This window comes from Brevibacterium sp. CCUG 69071, assembly GCF_021023135.1.
In the GTDB taxonomy this organism is placed as follows: Bacteria; Actinomycetota; Actinomycetes; order Actinomycetales; family Brevibacteriaceae; genus Brevibacterium.
Window position 1 is genome coordinate 30,936 of the sequence record NZ_PGFV01000006.1, and the last position, 19,791, is coordinate 50,726.

18 protein-coding genes are annotated in these 19,791 nt (G+C 66.5%); 10 read left to right on the forward strand and 8 right to left on the reverse strand.

Features of this window, described 5'->3' with window-relative positions:
• The first annotated feature begins 81 nt into the window (after positions 1–81).
• The 6 genes from CV023_RS15335 (at position 82) to CV023_RS15360 (ending at position 4,416) form a co-directional block, all read left to right on the forward strand.
• Positions 82–480 carry a GNAT family N-acetyltransferase gene (locus tag CV023_RS15335; RefSeq protein WP_230747323.1) on the forward strand — a complete coding sequence of 133 codons (399 nt, stop codon included), beginning with the start codon at positions 82–84 and terminating at the stop codon, positions 478–480.
• Positions 477–1,037, forward strand: a complete 561-nt coding sequence (locus CV023_RS15340) for a GNAT family N-acetyltransferase (RefSeq protein ID WP_230747325.1) — start codon at positions 477–479, stop codon at positions 1,035–1,037. The genes CV023_RS15335 and CV023_RS15340 overlap by 4 nt, the downstream gene beginning before the upstream one ends.
• A complete protein-coding gene (locus tag CV023_RS15345) occupies positions 1,030–1,698 on the forward strand; it encodes an HAD family hydrolase (protein ID WP_230747327.1) in 669 nt (222 codons plus the stop codon). Before CV023_RS15340 ends, CV023_RS15345 begins: the two co-directional genes overlap by 8 nt.
• The gene (locus tag CV023_RS15350; protein WP_230747330.1) at positions 1,688–2,302 is read left to right on the forward strand and encodes a M23 family metallopeptidase; all 615 of its coding nucleotides are present in this window, start codon (positions 1,688–1,690) and stop codon (positions 2,300–2,302) included. The genes CV023_RS15345 and CV023_RS15350 overlap by 11 nt, the downstream gene beginning before the upstream one ends.
• A gap of 171 nt (positions 2,303–2,473) precedes the next feature.
• A complete protein-coding gene (gene exaC / locus CV023_RS15355) occupies positions 2,474–3,997 on the forward strand; it encodes an acetaldehyde dehydrogenase ExaC (protein ID WP_230747338.1) in 1,524 nt (507 codons plus the stop codon).
• Positions 3,997–4,416, forward strand: coding sequence for a DUF779 domain-containing protein (locus CV023_RS15360; RefSeq protein WP_230747340.1), 420 nt, complete (start codon positions 3,997–3,999; stop codon positions 4,414–4,416). Before exaC ends, CV023_RS15360 begins: the two co-directional genes overlap by 1 nt.
• Positions 4,417–4,449: 33 nt before the next feature.
• On the opposite strand, the gene CV023_RS15365 is transcribed toward CV023_RS15360, so the two are convergent.
• From CV023_RS15365 to CV023_RS15390, 6 genes are read right to left on the reverse strand one after another with little or no spacing between them, the layout of a single operon-like run.
• The gene (locus CV023_RS15365) at positions 4,450–5,796 is read right to left on the reverse strand and encodes an alkylhydroperoxidase domain protein (protein WP_230747341.1); all 1,347 of its coding nucleotides are present in this window, start codon (positions 5,794–5,796) and stop codon (positions 4,450–4,452) included.
• 1 nt (position 5,797) lies between these two features.
• Positions 5,798–6,856 (reverse strand): putative FMN-dependent luciferase-like monooxygenase, encoded by a 1,059-nt coding sequence (locus tag CV023_RS15370; protein WP_230747343.1) that lies wholly within the window; start codon positions 6,854–6,856, stop codon positions 5,798–5,800.
• 6 nt (positions 6,857–6,862) lie between these two features.
• Entirely contained in the window at positions 6,863–8,542 is a 1,680-nt protein-coding gene (locus tag CV023_RS15375) for a dipeptide ABC transporter ATP-binding protein (RefSeq protein WP_230747345.1), read from the reverse strand.
• Positions 8,539–9,408: an ABC transporter permease gene (locus CV023_RS15380; RefSeq protein ID WP_230747347.1), complete on the reverse strand. Its 870-nt coding sequence runs from the start codon at positions 9,406–9,408 to the stop codon at positions 8,539–8,541. Before CV023_RS15380 ends, CV023_RS15375 begins: the two co-directional genes overlap by 4 nt.
• A complete protein-coding gene (locus CV023_RS15385; RefSeq protein WP_230747349.1) occupies positions 9,405–10,475 on the reverse strand; it encodes an ABC transporter permease in 1,071 nt (356 codons plus the stop codon). Before CV023_RS15385 ends, CV023_RS15380 begins: the two co-directional genes overlap by 4 nt.
• The gene (locus CV023_RS15390; protein ID WP_230747351.1) at positions 10,472–12,181 is read right to left on the reverse strand and encodes a TIGR04028 family ABC transporter substrate-binding protein; all 1,710 of its coding nucleotides are present in this window, start codon (positions 12,179–12,181) and stop codon (positions 10,472–10,474) included. Before CV023_RS15390 ends, CV023_RS15385 begins: the two co-directional genes overlap by 4 nt.
• A 196-nt stretch (positions 12,182–12,377) precedes the next feature.
• Here CV023_RS15390 and CV023_RS15395 point away from each other — a divergent pair, with 196 nt between their 5' ends.
• The 3 genes from CV023_RS15395 to CV023_RS15405 are packed head-to-tail and all read left to right on the forward strand — an operon-like array spanning position 12,378 to position 14,465.
• Complete coding sequence (locus CV023_RS15395) at positions 12,378–13,004, forward strand: VOC family protein (RefSeq protein WP_230747354.1); 627 nt, start codon at positions 12,378–12,380, stop codon at positions 13,002–13,004.
• Positions 12,992–13,660, forward strand: a complete 669-nt coding sequence (locus tag CV023_RS15400; protein ID WP_230747356.1) for a VOC family protein — start codon at positions 12,992–12,994, stop codon at positions 13,658–13,660. Before CV023_RS15395 ends, CV023_RS15400 begins: the two co-directional genes overlap by 13 nt.
• A gap of 16 nt (positions 13,661–13,676) precedes the next feature.
• Positions 13,677–14,465, forward strand: coding sequence for a DUF3152 domain-containing protein (locus tag CV023_RS15405; protein ID WP_230747358.1), 789 nt, complete (start codon positions 13,677–13,679; stop codon positions 14,463–14,465).
• 4 nt (positions 14,466–14,469) lie between these two features.
• On the opposite strand, the gene CV023_RS15410 is transcribed toward CV023_RS15405, so the two are convergent.
• Complete coding sequence (locus CV023_RS15410) at positions 14,470–16,221, reverse strand: DHA2 family efflux MFS transporter permease subunit (protein WP_230747361.1); 1,752 nt, start codon at positions 16,219–16,221, stop codon at positions 14,470–14,472.
• Entirely contained in the window at positions 16,218–16,868 is a 651-nt protein-coding gene (locus tag CV023_RS15415) for a TetR/AcrR family transcriptional regulator (RefSeq protein ID WP_230747363.1), read from the reverse strand. The genes CV023_RS15410 and CV023_RS15415 overlap by 4 nt, the downstream gene beginning before the upstream one ends.
• Before the next feature lie 165 nt (positions 16,869–17,033).
• On the opposite strand from CV023_RS15415, the gene CV023_RS15420 reads away from it, so the two are divergent.
• Complete coding sequence (locus CV023_RS15420) at positions 17,034–19,571, forward strand: ATP-dependent Clp protease ATP-binding subunit (protein ID WP_230747365.1); 2,538 nt, start codon at positions 17,034–17,036, stop codon at positions 19,569–19,571.
• The last annotated feature ends 220 nt before the right edge of the window (positions 19,572–19,791 follow it).

Consider the following 19,791-nt stretch of genomic DNA (forward strand, 5'->3'; position numbering starts at 1 on the left):
ATCGGTGGAATGACACAGACACAATGGAGTGCGGTCCGTGACGTTCACGTTCCCGATGAGGTCGAGCGTCTGCTTCTGACGGTGCCCGAGTGGTTCGGCCGCCCTCAGTCCAATGCTGAATACGTCGATGCTGCTCGCAGCATGGAGACATGGACGGTGAGAAACGATACCGGACAGGTTATCGGCGTCACTCTCATCTCTCACCATTTCCGTCGATCGTCAGAGGTCCACTTCACCGTGGTCGATCGATCTGCCCACGGGACAGGCGTCGGCACCGCGATGCTGCAGTCGATCTGTGCCGATCTCCGACAAAGGGGAGCCAAACTGCTGCAGGTGAAGACATTGGGTCCCTCGCACCCCGACCTGAACTATGGTCGTACGCGGTACTTCTACGAGAAGATGGGGTTCATTCCTTTGGAGGAGACAGACCTATGGGGCGAACGCACTCCCTGCCTGATTATGGTCAAGACTCTGGAATGACGCTGCCGCACTGGCCCCAGGTCCGTCCGGAGCAAGGGGCGATTCAGTTGCGTCCGGTCGAGGTCCGTGATGTCGCGATGGCGCAGGAACTGTCCACGGATCCCTATGTGCCGTTGACCGGTTCGCTGCCGGGAGATGCCACCGCGGAGGAGGCCCTGGCGTGGGTACGGAGACAGCAGGGCCGGCATGCAGAAGGTAGTGGCTTCTCCTTTGCGATCGCGCGCCGATCCGATGATCGGGCGATCGGACACTGCGGCCTCTGGTTGACAGAGATCGACGAGGGACGCGGGACCGCTGGGTACGCCATTGTGCCGTCCGAAAGGCGACACGGATATGCCGCAGATGCACTCACTGCCTTGACGAATTTCGGCCTGTCGATTCCTCAAGTGAAACGAATCGATCTGTTCATCGAACCCTGGAATGTTGCATCTCTCCGCACCGCCGAGCGATCCGGATACCTGCGGGAGCGATTTCTCACGGGGCACAAGGAGATCGGCGGTGAACGCCGTGACATGTTCGAATACTCGACAACTCATCGGAGGAGAAGCCGTGACTGAATGGCTGAGAAACATTCGCGCCATCGTCTTCGACGTCGGTGAGACCCTCGTCGATGAAACTCGTCTGTGGACCGATCAGGCGGAACACGCCGGTGTCACACCGCTGTCATTCTTCGCCATGCTTGGGGCACTCATCGAACGAGGGGAAGACCACCGACTAATCTGGACGGAGTTCAGCGCGCAAGCTCCTCGGGAGTCACCTCGTATCGGGCCTGCCGATCTCTACTCCGACGCGATCGCCTGCATCGAGACGGCGCGATCAACGGAGAAGATCGTCGGAATCGCCGGCAATCAGCCTGCTGGACTCGACTCATCCCTGAGCTCGTTGGGATTCGACGTCGACTTCATCGCCTCCTCGAACGATTGGGGAGCGCAGAAGCCCTCGAAGGAGTTCTTCGCCCGAGTGATTTCGGCAGCGAGCGTTTCTGCGGAAGAGATCCTCTATGTCGGAGATCGACTCGACAACGACATCGTGCCGGCAAGCTCGGTGGGCATGCGCACAGCGTTCCTGATCAGAGGACCGTGGGCGCATATTCACCGGCACCGGCCCGAAACGGAGCTCGCGGACGTGAAACTCGACTCGCTGGAACAGCTGCGTGAGATGCTTCTCGCCGCAGCAATTCGACCGACCGCGGAAAGCGACAGCGAAGATGGCGACTGACCCACTCGAACTTGCCTACCCCTTCACCGGGCGGTGGTTGGTTCAGAACAGTCCCGCCGATCGTGTGCCGAGCCACGGGACGGTCCGGTTCGCGAGCTCGTATGCGATCGATTTCGTGCCGGTCGATGACTCGGGACGATCGGCCGCATTCGGTCTCCAATCACTGATTCGTCCGGAACCTCCGGAGAAGTTCGTCGGATTCGGCCGCGCCGTTCTTGCCCCGGCCGAGGGCACTGTCGTGGCCGTCCACGACTCCGCGCCCGATCATCCTGCCTACCGTGGCCTGCCCTCGCTCGGCTATGCGCTGACCCAACGCAGGCGTGTCGACGCCGGATGGCTCGCGCTCGCCGGCAATCACGTCATGATCAGGACCACCCGCGGAATCGTCGCCCTGTGCCATCTTCAACGGGGCAGTGCTCAGGTCTCGCCAGGAGGGGATGTGCGGATCGGCGACGAGATCGGCCGGTGCGGCAACTCCGGCAACAACACCGAACCGCATCTGCATGTCCAGGCGATCGACGCTCTCGACATCTCGCGCGCAGCTGCTGTGCCGATTCGATTCGGCGAATCACTGCCCGCCAGCGGCACCATCGTCGAAGGGTGAGCCACCCCTCCCAACTCCATCACGAAGCAGTGACAGCTATTGTCCACGCAGACTCTGCGGCTTAGGGTGAGAGAACACGGACACATCCGCTCCGCACGGTCGACCGAGACCGGAGGCAGCACGCGAAACAGCATGTGACACGGGGTGGATGGACTCACACGAAGGAGTGTCATGGCAGTCTACTCAGCACCTGGTACCGAAGGTTCTCTCGTCACGTTCAAACCGCGTTACGAGAACTACATCGGCGGGGAGTGGGTGCCGCCGAAGAACGGCAACTACTTCGAGAACATCACCCCCGTCACCGGCCAGGCATTCACCGAGATCCCCAGCTCCACCGCCGAAGACATCGAAACCGCTCTCGACGCCGCCTGGGCCGCAGCCCCCTCCTGGGGCAAGACCTCGACGACGGAACGCGCGAACATCCTCCTCAAGATCGCCGACCGCATCGAAGAGAACCTCGAGATGCTCGCCGTCGCCGAGACCTGGGACAACGGCAAGGGAATCCGCGAACCTCTCGCCGCCGACTTGCCGCTGGCCGTCGACCACTACCGGTACTTCGCCTCGGCGATCCGGGCCCAGGAAGGCGGCATCTCGCAGATCGACGAAGACACCGTCGCCTACCACTTCCACGAACCGCTCGGCGTGGTCGGACAGATCATCCCGTGGAACTTCCCCCTGCTCATGGCGACCTGGAAACTCGCCCCAGCCCTGGCCGCCGGCAACTGCGTCGTCCTCAAACCCGCCGAGCAGACCCCGGCCTCGATCCTCGTCCTCGCCGAACTCATCGGCGATCTGCTGCCTCCCGGTGTCCTCAACATCGTCAACGGCTTCGGCGTCGAAGCCGGCAAGCCGCTGGCCTCGAACAAGCGCATCCGCAAGATCGCCTTCACCGGTGAGACCACGACCGGGCGTCTGATCATGCAGTACGCCTCGCAGAACATCATCCCGGTGACCTTGGAGCTCGGCGGCAAGTCACCGAACATCTTCTTCGAGGACGTGCTCGCCGCCGATGACAGCTTCCGGGACAAGGCCCTCGAAGGCTTCGCCATGTTCGCCCTCAACCAAGGTGAGGTCTGCACCTGCCCGTCCCGGGCGCTGGTCCAGGAATCGATCTTCGACGACTTCGTCGCCGCCGGCATCGAACGCGTCCGCGCGGTCAAGCAGGGCAACCCGCTCGACACCGACACCCAGGTCGGTGCGCAGGCCTCGAACGACCAGTACGAGAAGATCATGTCCTACCTGCAGATCGGCAAGGACGAAGGTGCCGAGGTGCTCATCGGCGGAGACAAGGCCGAACTCGACGGTGACCTCGCCGGCGGCTACTACATCCAGCCGACGATCTTCAAGGGCAGCAACACCATGCGGATCTTCCAAGAGGAGATCTTCGGACCCGTCGTCGCCCTGACCTCGTTCTCCGACTACGACAATGCGATCGCCACGGCCAATGACACCCTCTACGGCCTCGGCGCCGGAGTCTGGGCACGCAACGGCAACACCGCCTACCGGGCCGGTCGCGACATCCAAGCCGGTCGCGTGTGGGTCAACAACTACCACTCCTACCCGGCACACGCCGCCTTCGGCGGATACAAATCCTCGGGCATCGGACGAGAGAACCACAAGATGATGCTCGACCACTACCAGCAGACGAAGAACCTGCTGGTCAGCTACTCCGAGAACGCACAAGGATTCTTCTGATGACCGACTCAACCGACACCGCAGCCCTCGAATCCACACCGACGATCGACGGTGAGGAGAAGTCCCGAGTGGCGATGACCCAGGCCACGGTCGACCTGCTGGCCGACCTGGTCGCCAAACACGGACAGCTGATGTTCCACCAGTCCGGGGGCTGCTGTGACGGTTCCTCACCGATGTGCTTCCCCGAAGGCGACTTCCTCACCTCCGAAGCCGACGTGCTTCTCGGACACTTCGAACTGCCCATCGACGGCACCGAGAAGGCCGGACTGGACTTCTGGATGTCGACCGAACAGTTCGAATACTGGAAGCACACGCACCTGACCATCGACGTCGTCCCGGGACGCGGCAGCGGTTTCAGCGTCGAATCACCGACGGGCAACCGCTTCATCATCCGCTCCGCCCTCATGGACGTCGCCTGAGGTCAGTCGCCTGAGGTCAGAGGGACCACCCGGTCAGCGGGTGCTCAGCACCTCCGGCTCTCCCAGGGAGAGCATCAGCCGATTCGCCCAGTTGAAGAACGCCGCGCAGCTGAGAGCGTCGACGATGTCCCCATCGCCGAGGCCCGCCTCCCGCAGCGTCGAGACGTGCGTGGGACCGAAGGCCTGCGGGGTCAGGGTGAGTGCGACCGACGCATCGACCACGGCGTCCCAGACAGGGTCGCCGAGGTCGGAGCGCTCCGCGACCCCAGAATCGAGCAGCTTCTGCACGAGTTCCCCGCGACCGGACTCCGCGGTCGCCCGATCGGAGTGGATCGAGGCGCAGAACAGGCACCCGTTCAGCCGTGAGGCCGCGGTCGCCGCGAGCTCCCGCTCGGCCCGACCCAGACCGTCGGTGACGTTGAAGAAGATGTCGAGGTCGGTCAGGGTCCGTGCCCGCAGCGCCGCCGGATCCCTGGCGAGGAGACGGAAGTACGGGTTCTTCGCCCGCCCGGCCTCGATGAGGGCCTCGCGCTGGACCTCGCTGAGGTCCGCCTCGGCGACGGGGGCGATCCACGGCACCCAGCCGAGACCCGCCTGCCGGAACAGCTGCGGTCGATTGAGCCCGGGGTAGGTGTTCACACGGTCACCGACCGTGGTCAGGGCTTCGGTCGCCCGCGCCGAGGTGGTCCCACCCTGGCCGTCGACCGTGCCGGTTCCGCTCTCGGCCTGCCCTGCCTGCGGCGGTGCGTCCGTGGCCGGGGCATCGGTGGCGGCCGGAGCGTGGGAGAGTGCGGCCAGTCCGGTGCTGATGCGGATCTGGAAGTTGAGGAACGACACGAGCTGGGCGAGAGTGACGATCGCATCCTCGTCCCAGCCCGCATCGAGGAGCAGCGCCAGATGCTCCGGCCGCGAATCCCGCGGGTGGAGGACGAGCAGATGTGCGAACTCGAGGCCTGCGACCACTCGGTCGCCCAGGGTCTCCGTCGATTTCGGGTCGGCTGCGAACCAGGGCCCGGGGACGTTCTCCGCTGCCAGTGCGGCTGACTCGAAGACACCGTAGGGCCCACGCACCGCGGCACGGGAATCAAGGGTGAGCACCGCCTCGTCGAGCAGCTCCGCGACCGCCCACGAGGCGGCTTCGTCCTCATCGCGGAGCAGGTCGCGGTAGAACTCCTCGGCCGCCGGCGCACCCAGCAGGCCCGCCGTGAATGCGGCCACGGCGTAACGATCCCGGTGGGGGAAGGAACCGACGTCCTCGGGTTCGAGCAGCGCCTCGAAGCTCAGCTGAGCATTCTCCTTGGCCTGCGGACGGTGGTCGCGGAGGGCATCGAGGCGATCACCGGCGGAGATTCCGGCCAGGGCGTTGATGATGTCCGTCATCTCAGGCCACCTGCCCTTCGGCCAGGCTCAGACCGAGCGCCGGGGCCACCTCGGTGGCGAGCAGCTCGATCGAGCGCAGGGCGACCTCGTTGGTCGCCGGTACCGAATGGACCTGGAAGCTGACATCGGTGACCCGGCCCAGCACACGGTCGGCCGAGAGCCGTTCGACCACCTCATCCGGGGTGCCCAGATACGTGTCGGTGGCGACGAGGAGCTCATCGAGGCTGAGGTTCGAGGTGTCATAGCCGACGAGTCGATTCGCTTCGGCCCGCAGCGCCGGTTCGGTCAGTGCCCGCAGTTCGGCGAGGTTCTCCGCATCGGCGACCACGGCCGTGCGGGAGGCGAGGATCCGCGGTGCCACACCCTCGGGCAGCTGCGAGAGGTAGGCGTCGATGACCGGCAGCTGCACCTCGTCCAAGGACGCACCCGTGTCGTTCTGGTCCCGCGGCTGCGTCCGGGAGAGCATGAGTCCGTCCCCGGCAGCACCGGCGGCCGCGGATCCGCGGGAGGAGAAGGTCGCCTGCCACAGACGTTCGGCAAGACCCGGGCGCGTGGCCGAAGAATCGGCATCGGGGCCCGGGTAGAGCAGATGCTCGGTGGGCAGGGAACGGCCGGCCAGCAGGGTGCGCAGGGTGGAGAGATTGTCCGCGAAGACCTCGCGGCGGTCCTCGAAGCTCGTGCCGAAGGCCGGGAACGACTTCGGGTTCCCACCCGATCCGAGGCCGATCTCGAGACGACCGGCGGAGAGGAGGTCGGTGACGGCGGCATCCTCGGCCACCCGCACCGCGTTCTCCATCGGCAGGGTGATGATCGCCGTGCCGAGTCGAATCCGCGACGTGCGCGCAGCGGCATGGGAGAGGAAGACCAGCGGCGAGGGCAGCCCACCCTCGGCGGCCGAGAAGTGGTGTTGGGCGATCCAGGCGGAGTCGAAGCCGAAGCGTTCGGCCTGCTCGATCTGCTCGAGGGCGAAGCGGTAGCGCTGCGCGGCGGGGGCGTCTTCGAGCAGGCGGGTGAAGAACCCGAGCCGCGGCCCGGCGGAGGACGTGGAAGGACTCGTCATATCAACTCAGCTTTCTGCGGTGGCCAAGGCGGTCTGGGCCGAAGGCTTCGGTTCCTCGGCGCCGGCCGCAATGGGTCGGGGGATCGCCTCGAGGAGGGTGCGGGTGTAGGTGGTGCGCGGGTGGGCGAAGAGATCCTCGGTGGGACCGTTCTCGACCAGGCGACCGCCGGACATCACCGACACCGTATCAGCGATCTGACGGACCACCGCGAGGTCGTGGGAGATGAAGACATAGGTCAGCCCCAATTCGGTCTGCAGCTGATCGAGGAGGTCGAGGATCTGCGCCTGCACGGTGACATCGAGAGCCGAGACCGCTTCGTCGAAGACGACGAGTTCGGGACCGGCGATGAGCGCCCGGGCGATCGCCACGCGCTGCAGCTGTCCGCCGGAGAGTTCGGCCGGTCGCCGGTCGAGGAACTCACTGGGCAGCGCCACCCGCTCGAGGGTCTCGGCCACGATGCCCGGCCGAGACGCCCGATCCCCGATGCGGAAGTTGCGCAGCGGTTCGGTCAGCGTCGCCCGGATCGAATGCTTCGGATCGAGCGCGGAATAGGGGTTCTGGTGGACGAGCTGGACCGTGCGCCGGAACTCCCGGAGTCGAGAGCGCCCGCCGCCGAGTTCGGCCGCATCGAAGTCGCCGACGCGCAGACTCCCGGACTGCGGGGTGAGGAACCCGGCCAGAGCCTTGCCCGTCGTCGTCTTCCCCGAACCGGATTCGCCGACGATGCCGTGAGTGGTGCCGCGGGCGATGGTGAAGGACACGTCCTCGACGCCGATGACCTGATCGCCTGTGCGGTCGTAGACCTGGGTGAGCGAATCGACCGCGACGAACGGGCGTGCGGAGGGATCGACCGCCTCGGCGCCGGTGGGGGACCGTCGGGCCTGCGTCTGCAGGGCCGGAGCATCGGCGAGCAGCCGCGAGGTGTAGTCAGTGGCCGGGCGGGAGAAGATCTGCCGGGCGGGCCCGGATTCGACGAGGCGACCGGACTGCATGACGAGGACTTCGTCGGCACGCTCCCCGGCCACCGCGAGATCGTGGGTGATGAAGAGGACGCCCATCCCGGTCTCGGCCCGCAGCTCGTCGAGGAGGTCGAGGACCTGCTTCTGCACGGTCACGTCGAGCGCCGAGGTCGGTTCGTCGGCGATGAGCAGACGCGGACGCAGGGCGATGGCGGAGGCGATGAGCACGCGCTGGCGTATCCCGCCGGAGAGTTCGTGCGGGAACTGATCGACGCGCTTCTCGGGCCGGTCGATGCCCACCTGGCCGAGCAGCTCGATGACCTGGGCACGGGCCTCGTGCCGGTTCGCACGGCGGTGGATCCGCAGCGCCTCGGCGACGGACTTCCCGACCGTCTGCAGGGGGTTGAGCGAGGTGCCCGGATCCTGCGGGACGTACCCGATCTGGGTGCCGCGCACACCCCTCCAGCCGGACGTCCCCAGCGAGAGCAGATCGACCTCGCCGAGGTGGATCTGCCCGGCCGTGACAGCCGCGTAGGAGGGGAGGAGTCCGATGGCGGCATTGGCCGTCGTCGACTTCCCCGATCCGGATTCGCCGACCACGGCGGTCATCGACGAAGGCCGGACCTCGAGGTCGAGGTCCGCGACGGCGGGGGAGGAGGTGCCGCCTCGGCGGGCGTAGTCGACGGTGAGTCCGGAGACGCGCAGCAGCGGTGTCACATCGCTCATGATGTCGCCTTTCGCAGGGTGTTGCCGATCTGGTGGGTGGCCAGGACGATGGCCATGACCACGAGGCCGGGCAGCACGGTCAGCCACCAGGCGGTGGCCACGAAGTTGCGGCCTTCGGCGATGATGAGGCCCCATTCCGGGGTCGGCGGCGGGGTGCCGTAGCCGAGGAACCCGAGCGTGGAGATCTGCAGGATCGCCGAACCGATCTGCAGCACCGCCAGGGACAGCACGGGAGAGATCGAGTTCGGGAGGATGTGGCGGATCAGCACGGAGCCGAAGGTTCCGCCCGAACCGTAGGCGGCGGCCACGAAGTCGCTGGTGTTGATGCTCACCGCCTGCGACCTGGACAGGCGGGCGAACTGGGCGATGGCGGTGACGCCGACCGCGATGGCCGCATTGATGGTGCCGAAGCCGAGGACGACGACGATCGAGAGGCTGAGCAGGATCGCGGGGATCGAGAGGAGAACGTCGATGAGCCGCATGAGCACATCGTCGACGAGTCCGCGGCGGGTGCCGGCGATGAGTCCGATCGCGGTGCCGACGATGAGGCCGACGCCGACGGCGACGAGGGCCGCGAGCAGCGACTGCGAGGCTCCGTAGACGACGCGGGAGAAGGCATCGCGACCGGTCTGGTCGGTGCCGAACCAGTGCTCGAGGCTCGGGGCGAGGAGTGCCGCGGTGTCCCCGCCGTCGTTGGGATCGTGGTGGGTGAACAGACCCGGGAACAGGGCCCAGGCGACCGCGATGAGCAGGACCAGCGCCGAGATGACGGTGGCCGGTCCGATCACGGTGCCGCCGCCTCGGCGCGGGCCGGCTCCGAGTCGGCGGGCACCCGGGGTGCGGGTGAAGACATCGGTGAGGCTCATGACTCGGACTCCTTGTCCTCGGCCCAGCCGAGGTCGACGCCGACGCTGCCGGCGGTCGTGCCCAGGGCTCGGCGGGTGCTCGCGTCGTGGCTCTTCCTGCCCGCCGAGGCGGCGCTCGGCTGCCGGCGCAGACGAACGTCGATGACGGGGTAGAGGAGGTCGACGATGAGGTTGATGATGACGTAGGCGAAGGTGGCGAGTGAGACCACAGCGAGCAGGATCGGGTTGTCGCGGTGGGTCACGGCCTGGGCGGTGATCTGGCCGATGCCGTTGCGGCCGAACACGGTCTCGGTGACCACGGCCCCGGCGACGAGTTCGCCGAAGACGAGCCCGATGATCGTCAGACCCGGCAGGATCGCATTGCGGACGACCGCGTGGATGAGGATCCACAGTTCGGAGGCCCCCTTGGCGGCGGTGACCTTGACGAAGCCGGAGGCCTTGACCTCGGTGATCGAACGGATGAGGACCTGCGCGATCGGGGCCGAGAGCGGCACCGCCACGGTCAGCGTCGGCAGCACGAGCGCCTCGGTGGGGCCGGGGGCGACGACGGAGACGAGGCCGAGCTGGAAGGAGAAGACCTGGATGAGCAGGATGCCCAACCAGAACACGGGGATCGAGATGAACAGGCTGGGCACCGAGTCGAGGACGCGGCGGATCCACGCGAAAGGACCGGTCGCAGGCCCGAAGGTGGCGAGCACCGCGATGATCACGGCGAGCACCAGGGCGGTGAGGAACCCGGAGAGTGCGAGCACCGCCGTCGAGGGCAGGGCCGCGGAGACGATCGTCGACACGGCCGCCCCGGTCTGCACGGAGAAGCCGAAGTTCCCGGTGAAGAAGCCCGCCAGGCTGAGGAAGTAGCGGCTGATCCACGATTCGTCGGCACCGGTGGATTCGCGGATCTCGGCGATCTGATCGGGGGACAGGCCCAGCGCCGGGTCGGCGAAGCGGGCGGTGACGCCGTCGCCGGGGATGAGGCTGAGCAGGATGAAGGCCGCGGTGAAGGCGAGGAGCAGCACGAGCACCGCCTGGCCGAGGCGGAGGGCGAGATAGCGGATGTCGAGGATCATTGCTCTCCTGCCAGCCAGGTGCTGTAGAAATCGGGACGGCCGACCGGTTCGGTGGCGAAGCCGTGGACGCGGCGCCGGAACGCGAAGACCTGGGGCTCTTCGAAGAACGGCAGCACATAGGCGTTCTCGACGAGGTAGTCCTGGACCTTCTCCGCGGCGATCTGACGCTTCTCGGTCACGGGTTCGGCGGCGAGGGCGTCGAGGAGTTCGTCGACCTTCGGGTCGATGGAGTCATTGGCTGCGTCCTCCCGGTCGGCGCCGTTGAGGAACACGTCGCGGTTGACCGAGGAGTAGTTCGACCGCAGATTGTCGTAGTCGGCGCGGGCGACCATCGAGTGGTAGATCTGCACGGTGTCGAGGTCGAGGGCGTCGAGGGTCTGCTTCGACTGGTCGCCGGGGTTGATCGACAGGCGCACCCCGACCCGGCGCAGCTGCTGTTGGATGAGGGTCTGGACCTCGTTCGAACGCGGCTGCGGCAGGGCGATGTTCACACTCAGCGCCAGCACCTGCCCGTCCCGGACCCGGTATCCCTGTCCGTTGCGCTCGCCCCATCCGGCCTCGTCGAGGAGGCGGTCGGCCGTCGTCGGATCGTAGGTCCACGATCCCGACTGGTCGTTGTACCCCATGGCGCCCTTGGCCAGCAGTCCCGTTGCCAGGGGGTAGTTGGGGGTGAAGAGCTTGTCGACGATCTCCTGCCGGTCGATCGCGGCGATGAGGGCCTGTCTGACGGCGATGTCGTCGAGGAGTGCGTGCCGGAACCGGAAGTTGATGCTGTTGTTGATGCCGTTGGTGGCCTTCGCGTAGAGGCGCAGACCCTGTTCGGTCACCCGTGGTTCGTCCGGGGCCTGGACGTCGCGGACACCATCGGCCTGGCCGGAGAGCACGGCACCGATGCGCACCGAGTATTCGTTGTTGACGAGGTAGTCGATGCCGTCGAGGTGGGCCCGTCCCTGATGGTCGAGGTGGGGCGGTGCCCAGTCGTAGTCCTCACGGGCCCGGACGGAGAGCTTCGTGCCGATGGTCTCTTCGGTGATGTGGAAGGGCCCGCAGGTGTGGATCTGCGTGGCACCTCCGGGGCCGAAGCCCTCGGCATCGAGGTCGAGGGAGGAATCGGCGAGCAGGCCCGCGTTCATCGTCGACGTGGCCTGCGCGAATCCGGGGGAGGGGGCGCTGAAGTGGAAGCGCACCCGGTGCTCGTCGAGGACTTCGGCTCGATCGTAGTTCGAGATCTGTTCGGACACCGGCAGGGTGCGGGCCTCGTCGCCCTTGCCGAACAGGTCGAAGTTCTTCGCCACGTTCTCAGGGGTCAGCGGCGAACCGTCCGAGTAGGTCACACCCTGCCGCAGGGTGAAGGTGAATGCGGTGGCCTCGGCGTTGATCTCGGGCAGCTTGGTGGCCAGCCAGGGGTGGAGTTCGAGGGTCTCCGGGTCCTGCCACAGCAGGCGGGCGGAGATGTTGTTCATGATGCCGCCGTTGGGATAGAAACCGACCGAGGGCGGATAGAGCAGGGTCCAGGTCTGCGGCTCGAAGTACGTGAGCACCCCTCCCTTGACGGGCTGGCCGTCGGCCAGGGGTGCGGTGTCCGTGGGCGTGCAGGCGCTCAGGGTGATGAGGGTGCCCAATCCCAGTCCGAGGCTGAGGAAATTGCGGCGGCCCAACGGGGTGCGGGCGGCGCGCGCCGAGGTGGAGGGACGGAGATCCGTCATGGCAGGTGGTCCTTCGGGCCGGTGGGATCAGAGACAGAACGAACGAGACGATAGCTCAACAATTGGAGCCGGTCGGGCTATTCCCGCTGCGACGCGCAATGCGTCGACATGGTCGGGGCATGGTCGTGTTCTGCATGGCTATGAGTTAAACGCATCGGCGTATCGGCGGTCAATTCGCTCGGGTTAATATTGCACTATGTTGCGCGCCTCCGACTTCGACCATCTCGTCATCGCCGTGCCCAATCTCGTCGAGGGTGTTGAGCAATTCGAATCTCGTTTGGGTGTCCGGGCCGTTCCCGGGGGATCACACCCGGGCCTGGGCACGGCGAACGCTCTGCTCGGGATCGACGGGCACAGCTATCTGGAGATCCTCGGCCCGGACCCGGACCAGGATCCCGCGCTCGCCGCCGGGCGTCTGGCCGGCATCGTCGAACCCACGGTGCAACGCTGGGCGGTCCGGCCTGAGGACTTCGACGGACTCGTCGCCGCAGCGGCGACGACAACGGACGTCGACCTCGGCGAGGTCCATGACATGGCCCGGAGGACTCCGGACGGGGAGGTGCTCGAATGGCGGCTGACCCGGCGGACCCCGCTGGCACTCGGCGGGATCCAGCCCTTCCTCATCGACTGGCTCGATTCCCCGCATCCCGCGAGCCGGGAGATGCCGCGCATCGGCCTCGAACGACTGTGGGCGAGCAGTCCGGACGTTGACGGGACTCGCAGTGTTCTGCGATCCTTGGGCGCTAACCTCGAGGTTGAGGCAGGCGAGACCGACCGTCTGCACACCACTCTGAAAGGTCCAGGTGGATCATGGACGCTCTGAAACCGATTCCCGCCGAACTCGACCATCTCATCGTCACGGTGCCCGAACTCGACGCCGGCGTCGCCGAGATCGAAGCCGCCACCGGAGTGCGCGCCGTTCCCGGCGGTCGGCATCCCGGCCGGGGGACCGCGAACTTCCTGCTCGGTCTCACCTCGAGGGGGTGGCCGGCCGGGGCGCACACGTACCTCGAGATCCTGGGGCCCGACCCTGAGCAGGCAGCACCCGCCGACGGCACCCTGCCGCTCGACGCCCACCTGTCGGCCGGGCTGACCCTGCAGACCTGGGCGATCCATCCGCCGGCGTTCCTCGCGAAGATCGCGGCCGCGAACACCGCAGGCATCGATTTCGGCGAGGTGCGGGACATGTCCCGGGAGACCGCCGAGGGGGAGCTGCTCGAGTGGCGGCTGACGTCGAAATCGCCGCTGCCGTTGTCCGGCGTGCAGCCGTTCCTCATCGACTGGGGAGAGTCCACCCACCCCGCCGAGGCGGCCCTGCCCGCCCTCGAGCTGCTCGAGTTCAGCATCGAGACCCCGAACCCCGAGGCCCTGCGCGGTGTGCTCGGGGAGCTGGGAGCCGGGGACGCGGACGTGGTGACCGGGCCGGAGAACCGACTGCACGCACGACTGCGCGGACCCGGCGGGACAGTGGAGTTCTGAGACTACACTTGCGAGTGTGCCGACTCATCCCCAGCCCCGCGCCCGCCTGCTCACCACGCTCACCGCAGTCTCCCTGCTCATCGGCCTGAGCGCCTGCGCTCCAGAGTCTGAACAGGAGACCCGCCCGACCCCGCATGCCGCCGAGACCGTCGGCGCGCCGAGCACCGGATCCGCGGCACCGAGTGAGTCCGGACAGCCCAGCCGGTCGCCCGAACCGAGTGACGATGCCGACTCCGAGGGAGTCGAGGCCGCCGGCGCCGCTGGAGTGAGTGAGGGTGACATCGACATGCACGGCAGCGGGAAATGGGACCGTCCGGCCGAGGAGACCGGCCCGAACCGGGACGAGGGCACGACCTTCAAGGTCGCCCTGCGCGTCGAGGACAACCTGCCCATCGATGTCGACGAAGCGGCCGCGTTCATCATCGGCACGCTCCAGGACGAACGCGGCTGGCAGGACATGGACGACGTCGCGATCGAGATGGTCGACGACGGCCAGGACGCGATGATCTCCATCGCCAGCCCCGACACCGTCGACGAGATGTGCCTGCCGCTGCGTACCCTGGGCAAGCTCTCCTGCCGCAACGGCAACAACGTCATCCTCAACGCCAAACGCTGGGTCTCGGCGACCGAGGAATTCGATGACATCACCCAGTACCGCCACTACCTCATCAACCACGAGGTCGGCCATGCGCTCGGCCACGGGCATGAATCGTGCCCCGGCCGAGGCAAGACCGCCCCGCTCATGCAGCAGCAGACGAAGGGCCTGCAGGGCTGCACACCCAACGGCTGGCCCTCGAAGGGCTGAGGCCTCAGTGCTTGGGTGAGTGCGCGCGCTCGCGCGAGTTCCCTCCGGCCGCCGCTCGCGTCGCGGTCTCGAACTCGATCTCATCATTGACCGATGACGAGCCGGCCGGTGTCAGCGAGCCTGGCTGCTCGACGACGGCGATGCTGTCGGTCGCAACGACCTCACGCGGAGGTTGGGCCTCCGGGCCGTCGACCTTGGTGGCCAGTGCCTTCTCCCGAACGAACAGGAGGGTAAGGGCGGCGATGATCCCCAGAGGGCTGACCCAGAGGAAGATCGGGACGAGGGCATCGCTGTAGGCGTTGATGATGATCGAGTGGATCGGATCCGGCAGCGAGGTGACCACCTCAGGGGTGAGCGAATTCGATCCGGCGCCCTTGAGCGCGGCGCCACCCTGCGGGCCCAGCGACTTGATCCCGTCCTCGAGGTTGGCCGAGAGCCGCGAGGTGAAGAGCGCGCCGATGAGCGACATGCCGAGCGTGCCGCCGATCTGACGGAAGAAGTTGTTCGATGCCGTGGCCGTGCCGACCATCGCCACCGGGAACGAGTTCTGCACGATGAGAACGAGCATCTGCATCGACAGTCCCAGGCCGAGGCCCAGCACGCACAGGCAGCCGATCACGACGAGCACGTTCTGGTCGGCCGAGACGAATGTTCCCATCAGGAAGAGGGCGACGCCGACGATCGCGCTGCCGATGACGGGGTAGTACTTGTAGCGACCCGTCTTCGAGACGATGAAGCCGACGGCAATCGAGGTCGGCAGCATGACTGCCATCATGGGCACCATGAGCAGCCCGGCCTTCGTCGCCTCGATGCCGTGTGCCATCTGGAGGAACGTGGGCATGTAGGAGAGCACCCCGAACATGCCGACCGCGATGCACATGCCCGCGATCGTGCACATGATGAAGTTCCTGTCGGTGAACACGAACATCGGAATGATCGGCTCGGGAACTGCCCGCTCGACGAAGACGAACACGACGGCGCTGAGCACGGCGATGCCGATGAGTCCGATGATGATGGGATCGTTCCAGTCGTACTGGTGTCCGCCCCATGAAGTGGTGAGGATGAGGGCGGTGGTGAACTCCGCGATGAGGATCATGCCTGCGTAGTCGACGTGCCGCTTGACCGAGCGGTCGGACTTGGGGACCTTGAGGAAGAGCATGGCGGCGATCAGCGCCAGCACTCCGAAGGGCCAGTTGAGCGCAAAGGTCCAGCGCCAGCCGGGTCCCTCCGTGATCCAGCCGCCGATCAGCGGTCCGGCCACCGAGGTGACGGCGAAGTTGGCGCCCATGATTCCCATGTACTTGCCGCGCTGGCGGGCGGGTACGACGGCGGCGATGAGGGACTGGGCGAGGATGATGAGGCCGCCGCCGCCGAGTCCCTGGATGACGCGGGCCGTGATGAGGACAGCCATGCTGTGCGCGGCGAATCCGACCACGGAGCCCAGGATGAACATGCAGATCGCGAAGATGAAGATCTTCTTGCGATTGAACGAATCGCCCAGCTTGCCGTAGATCGGCATCATGATGGTCGATGCCAGCATGAATGCCGTCGAGACCCACAGCATCTGATCGACGCCGTTGAGGTCGCCGACGATGGTCGGCAGTGCCGTTGCCAGCATGGTCTGGTTGAGCGAGAACATGAACATCGCCAGCATCAGGCCGATGAACAGCAGGATCACGGACGAGGTCTTGACCTCGGCCTCCTGTGTGGCGCCCTGCTCCGAAGGAGCGGTGGGCTCAGTCGCGGTGTGACTCATTTCAACCTTTCTATGACGGTCAGGAAAAGCTCTGTCGAGGAGGTGAACGCCTCGTCCACCTGGTCCTCGGCCAAGTTCTGTGCGGGATCGGACTTCGCCGATCTCAGGGTGTGCTCGATCGGAATGGAGCACAGCTGAGCCAGCATGCGCGTGGCGCTGGCTGCGGACTCCTCGTCCGCGAAGTCGACGCCGTGACGCTCGATGCGCCGGCGCACCCCGGCCAGGATCTGGTCGGAGTAGGACCGCCTCGTCTCCAGACTCAGCATGCTCAGATGCGGATACCGGGACAGGATCGTGCGCACCTTCCGCCTGTTCGTCGAGCGCGGCACGAGGAACTCGAAGGTGGCGCGGATCGTGTAGGCGAGGTCTTCGGCGAGACGCTCACGAACGGGTTCGAAGTCCTCGACGAACTGCTGCACCTCGGTGGCGAGGTCCGCGGACTCCGTGAAGCCGAGAATGGCCATTTCCTTGGTCGGGAAATAGTTGAAGAACGTGCGCGTCGAGACCTCCGCAGCCTCCGCGATGTGCGCGACGGTCACATTGTCGAGACCGTGATCGACGACCAGATCGACGGCAGCGGTGTGAATGGCCGCACGACGCTCTCGGGTCTTGCGCTCGCGCAGCGACACTTCTGGTTCGGAACTCACCAGAAAATTATGCATCTATTGCAATTTTGCATCAAGTGCAGAAGTGCACTTCATGCAAATATGGCCCGTGATCTTGATTACACGGCTTGACCGGCGCGGGAATAAGACCACCACCGCGGTCGTTGATTGAGTCGTATACGCTCAACTTTCCAACAGGAGGTCACGTTGGCCACATTCTTCGGACCCGCCGGTTCCGGCGGCGACTCGTTCGACGAGTTCCTCGCCCGCTACCTGCAGGGTCAGAACGGAGCCCGTCGGTCTCGCACCGTCGACATCAACCGGCTGCTGAGCAAGCGCAGCCATGAGGTCATCGAAGCGGCAGCGGAATTCGCCGGCCGCCACGGTCAGGCCGAGGTCGATGCGCTCCACATCCTGCGCACCATGGTCGACTCCGAACCCGGAGTCTCCGCGGTGCGTCAGGCCGGAGCCGATCCCGAAGCCATCGCCCGTGCCATCGAGGGACGCCTGCCGGCCACGGCCGACAGCGTTGCCGAATCGTCACCGTCGCTGACCGGCTCGGCTCAGCGAGCGCTCCTCGACGCCTACCAGGTGGCGCGCGCCTTCGGCTCGACCTACATCGACCCCGAGCACATGTTCTTCGCGTTCGTGCTCAACCAGGAGATGCCGGCCGGACGCATCCTCGCCCAGGCCGGGGTTACCCAGGCCGCCCTGCAGGCCGGAGCCGAAGCCGCCGAGGCGGGCGCCGGTCATCCCGGCGCAGAGGCCGAGGGCGAAGAGGAGACGATGCTCGAGAGGTTCGGCACCGACCTCACGGCGCTGGCCGCAGACGGTCGCCTCGACCCGGTCATCGGCCGCTCGCAGGAGATCGAGCAGACCGTCGAGATCCTCGCTCGGCGGACCAAGAACAACCCCGTCCTCCTCGGTGAGGCCGGAGTCGGCAAGACCGCCATCGCCGAGGGACTCGCCCAGGCCATCCACTCAGGCGAGGTGCCCAAGCAGCTGCACGGCAAGCGCGTGATCGCACTCGATATGCCCGGCATGCTCGCCGGCACCCGCTACCGCGGTGACTTCGAAGAGCGCCTGACCGGGGCACTCGACGAGATCGCCGAAGACGGTGAGCTCATCGTCTTCGTCGACGAGCTGCACACCCTCGTCGGTGCCGGCGGCAACGGCGAATCGAACTCGATGGATGCCGGGAACATCCTCAAACCGAGGCTGGCGCGCGGCGATCTGCATCTCGTCGGAGCCACCACGCTCAAGGAGTACCGGACGATCGAGAAGGACTCGGCGCTCGAACGCCGTTTCCAGCCGGTCACGGTCGATGAGCCGAACGTCGAGGACGCCGTGGCGATCCTCGAGGGTCTTAAGGACCGCTACGCCGAATTCCACGAGGTGACCTACACCGATGCGGCGATCCGCGCCGCCGTCGAACTCTCCCACCGCTACATCACCGACCGGTTCCTCCCGGACAAGGCCATCGATCTCATCGACCAGGCCGGTGCCCGGATGTCGCTGCAGCGCGGACCGGCGGTCGACGTGGAAGCGCTCAAGGCGAAGCTGAGCGAGCTTGAAGCGGAGAAGAAGTCAGCGATCGAGATCGAGGACTACGAACGCGCCGGACGGCTCCGGGACGAACTCACCGAGCTCGGCACCCGGATCACGGCCGCAGAGAACCCGGAGACCACCTCGGCGAACTCCGCCGATGCCGTCATCGACGAACAGCAGATCGCCCAGGTCGTCTCCCGGGCCACCGGAATCCCGGCGGCGCGGATGACGCAGAGTCAGAAGACGCGACTGGCCGGACTCGAAGGGGTCCTCCACGAACGGGTGATCGGACAGAACGACGCCGTGACCGCAGTGTCCAAGGCGATCCGCCGCAGCCAGACGGGGATGGGCGATCCCAACCGCCCGATCGGCAGCTTCCTGTTCCTCGGACCCACGGGCGTGGGCAAGACCGAACTGGCCAAGGCCCTGGCCGCGACGCTCTTCGACGACGAATCGGCGATGATCCGATTCGACATGAGCGAGTTCGGGGAGCGGCACACGGTCTCCCGCCTCGTCGGCGCCCCTCCCGGCTACGTCGGCTACGACGAAGCCGGTCAGCTGACCGAGCAGGTGCGCAGGCGCCCGTACTCGGTGATCCTCCTCGACGAGGTCGAGAAGGCCCACCCGGATGCGTTCAACCTGCTGCTGCAGGTCCTCGACGACGGTCGGCTCACCGACGGTCAGGGACGCACGGTCGACTTCCGCAACACGGTCATCATCATGACCTCGAACCTCGGTTCGGAGTTCATGTCCGGCAACCCGCTGGGCTTCAACTCCGGTGCCCAGGTCGACGCGGAGAAGGACCTCAAGGCGAAGGTGATGGGCCGGCTCAAGGAGTTCATGCGGCCCGAGTTCCTCAACCGCATCGACGATACGGTGATGTTCTCCCGCCTCGACCGGGAGCAGCTGCGGACCATCGTCGGCCTCCAGCTCGAGGCCTCGCGCAAGCGCCTGGCCGCGCGGGAGATCGCGCTCGAGGTCTCCGACGAGGCCCTCGACTGGTTGGCCGATCAGGGCTACGAGCCCGAGTTCGGTGCCCGTCCGCTGCGTCGGGCGATCCAGCGTGAACTCGACGATCGGATCGCCGACCTGCTGGTCACCGAGGCCGTGAGCGAGGGCGGAACCGTCCGCGCTTCGGTCATCGATGGAGCGCTGCGCGTGGCCCCAGGCACCGGATCGGCCATGGTCGCCGTCTGATCCTGCGGGATCGGCACGGCCGCACCGAGCACAGCGAACCGGCGTGAGCCGAGCAGAGCCCGGGGCGGAGGATGCGTTCCTCCGCCCCGGGCTCTTCGCGTGCATCCGGTCGGGGCGTGCATCTGATCGGCGCGTGCACCCGGTCCGCGCGTGCACCCGGTCCGGGTGTGCATCTGGTCGTCGCGCAATGCGGCGGTCGAAGAAGTCGTCGCCAGTGACG

Bases quoted from the DNA above. Each gene is read 5' to 3' on its own strand.
- CV023_RS15395 (WP_230747354.1), top strand. From the start codon at position 12,378: ATGTTGCGCGCCTCCGACTTCGACCATCTCGTCATCGCCGTGCCCAAT.
- CV023_RS15410 (WP_230747361.1), bottom strand. From the start codon at position 16,221: ATGAGTCACACCGCGACTGAGCCCACCGCTCCTTCGGAGCAGGGCGCC.
- CV023_RS15360 (WP_230747340.1), top strand. From the start codon at position 3,997: ATGACCGACTCAACCGACACCGCAGCCCTCGAATCCACACCGACGATC.
- CV023_RS15390 (WP_230747351.1), bottom strand. From the start codon at position 12,181: ATGACGGATCTCCGTCCCTCCACCTCGGCGCGCGCCGCCCGCACCCCG.
- CV023_RS15365 (WP_230747341.1), bottom strand. From the start codon at position 5,796: ATGACGGACATCATCAACGCCCTGGCCGGAATCTCCGCCGGTGATCGC.
- CV023_RS15350 (WP_230747330.1), top strand. From the start codon at position 1,688: ATGGCGACTGACCCACTCGAACTTGCCTACCCCTTCACCGGGCGGTGG.
- CV023_RS15380 (WP_230747347.1), bottom strand. From the start codon at position 9,408: ATGAGCCTCACCGATGTCTTCACCCGCACCCCGGGTGCCCGCCGACTC.
- CV023_RS15400 (WP_230747356.1), top strand. From the start codon at position 12,992: ATGGACGCTCTGAAACCGATTCCCGCCGAACTCGACCATCTCATCGTC.
- exaC (WP_230747338.1), top strand. From the start codon at position 2,474: ATGGCAGTCTACTCAGCACCTGGTACCGAAGGTTCTCTCGTCACGTTC.
- CV023_RS15370 (WP_230747343.1), bottom strand. From the start codon at position 6,856: ATGACGAGTCCTTCCACGTCCTCCGCCGGGCCGCGGCTCGGGTTCTTC.
- CV023_RS15385 (WP_230747349.1), bottom strand. From the start codon at position 10,475: ATGATCCTCGACATCCGCTATCTCGCCCTCCGCCTCGGCCAGGCGGTG.
- CV023_RS15340 (WP_230747325.1), top strand. From the start codon at position 477: ATGACGCTGCCGCACTGGCCCCAGGTCCGTCCGGAGCAAGGGGCGATT.
- CV023_RS15375 (WP_230747345.1), bottom strand. From the start codon at position 8,542: ATGAGCGATGTGACACCGCTGCTGCGCGTCTCCGGACTCACCGTCGAC.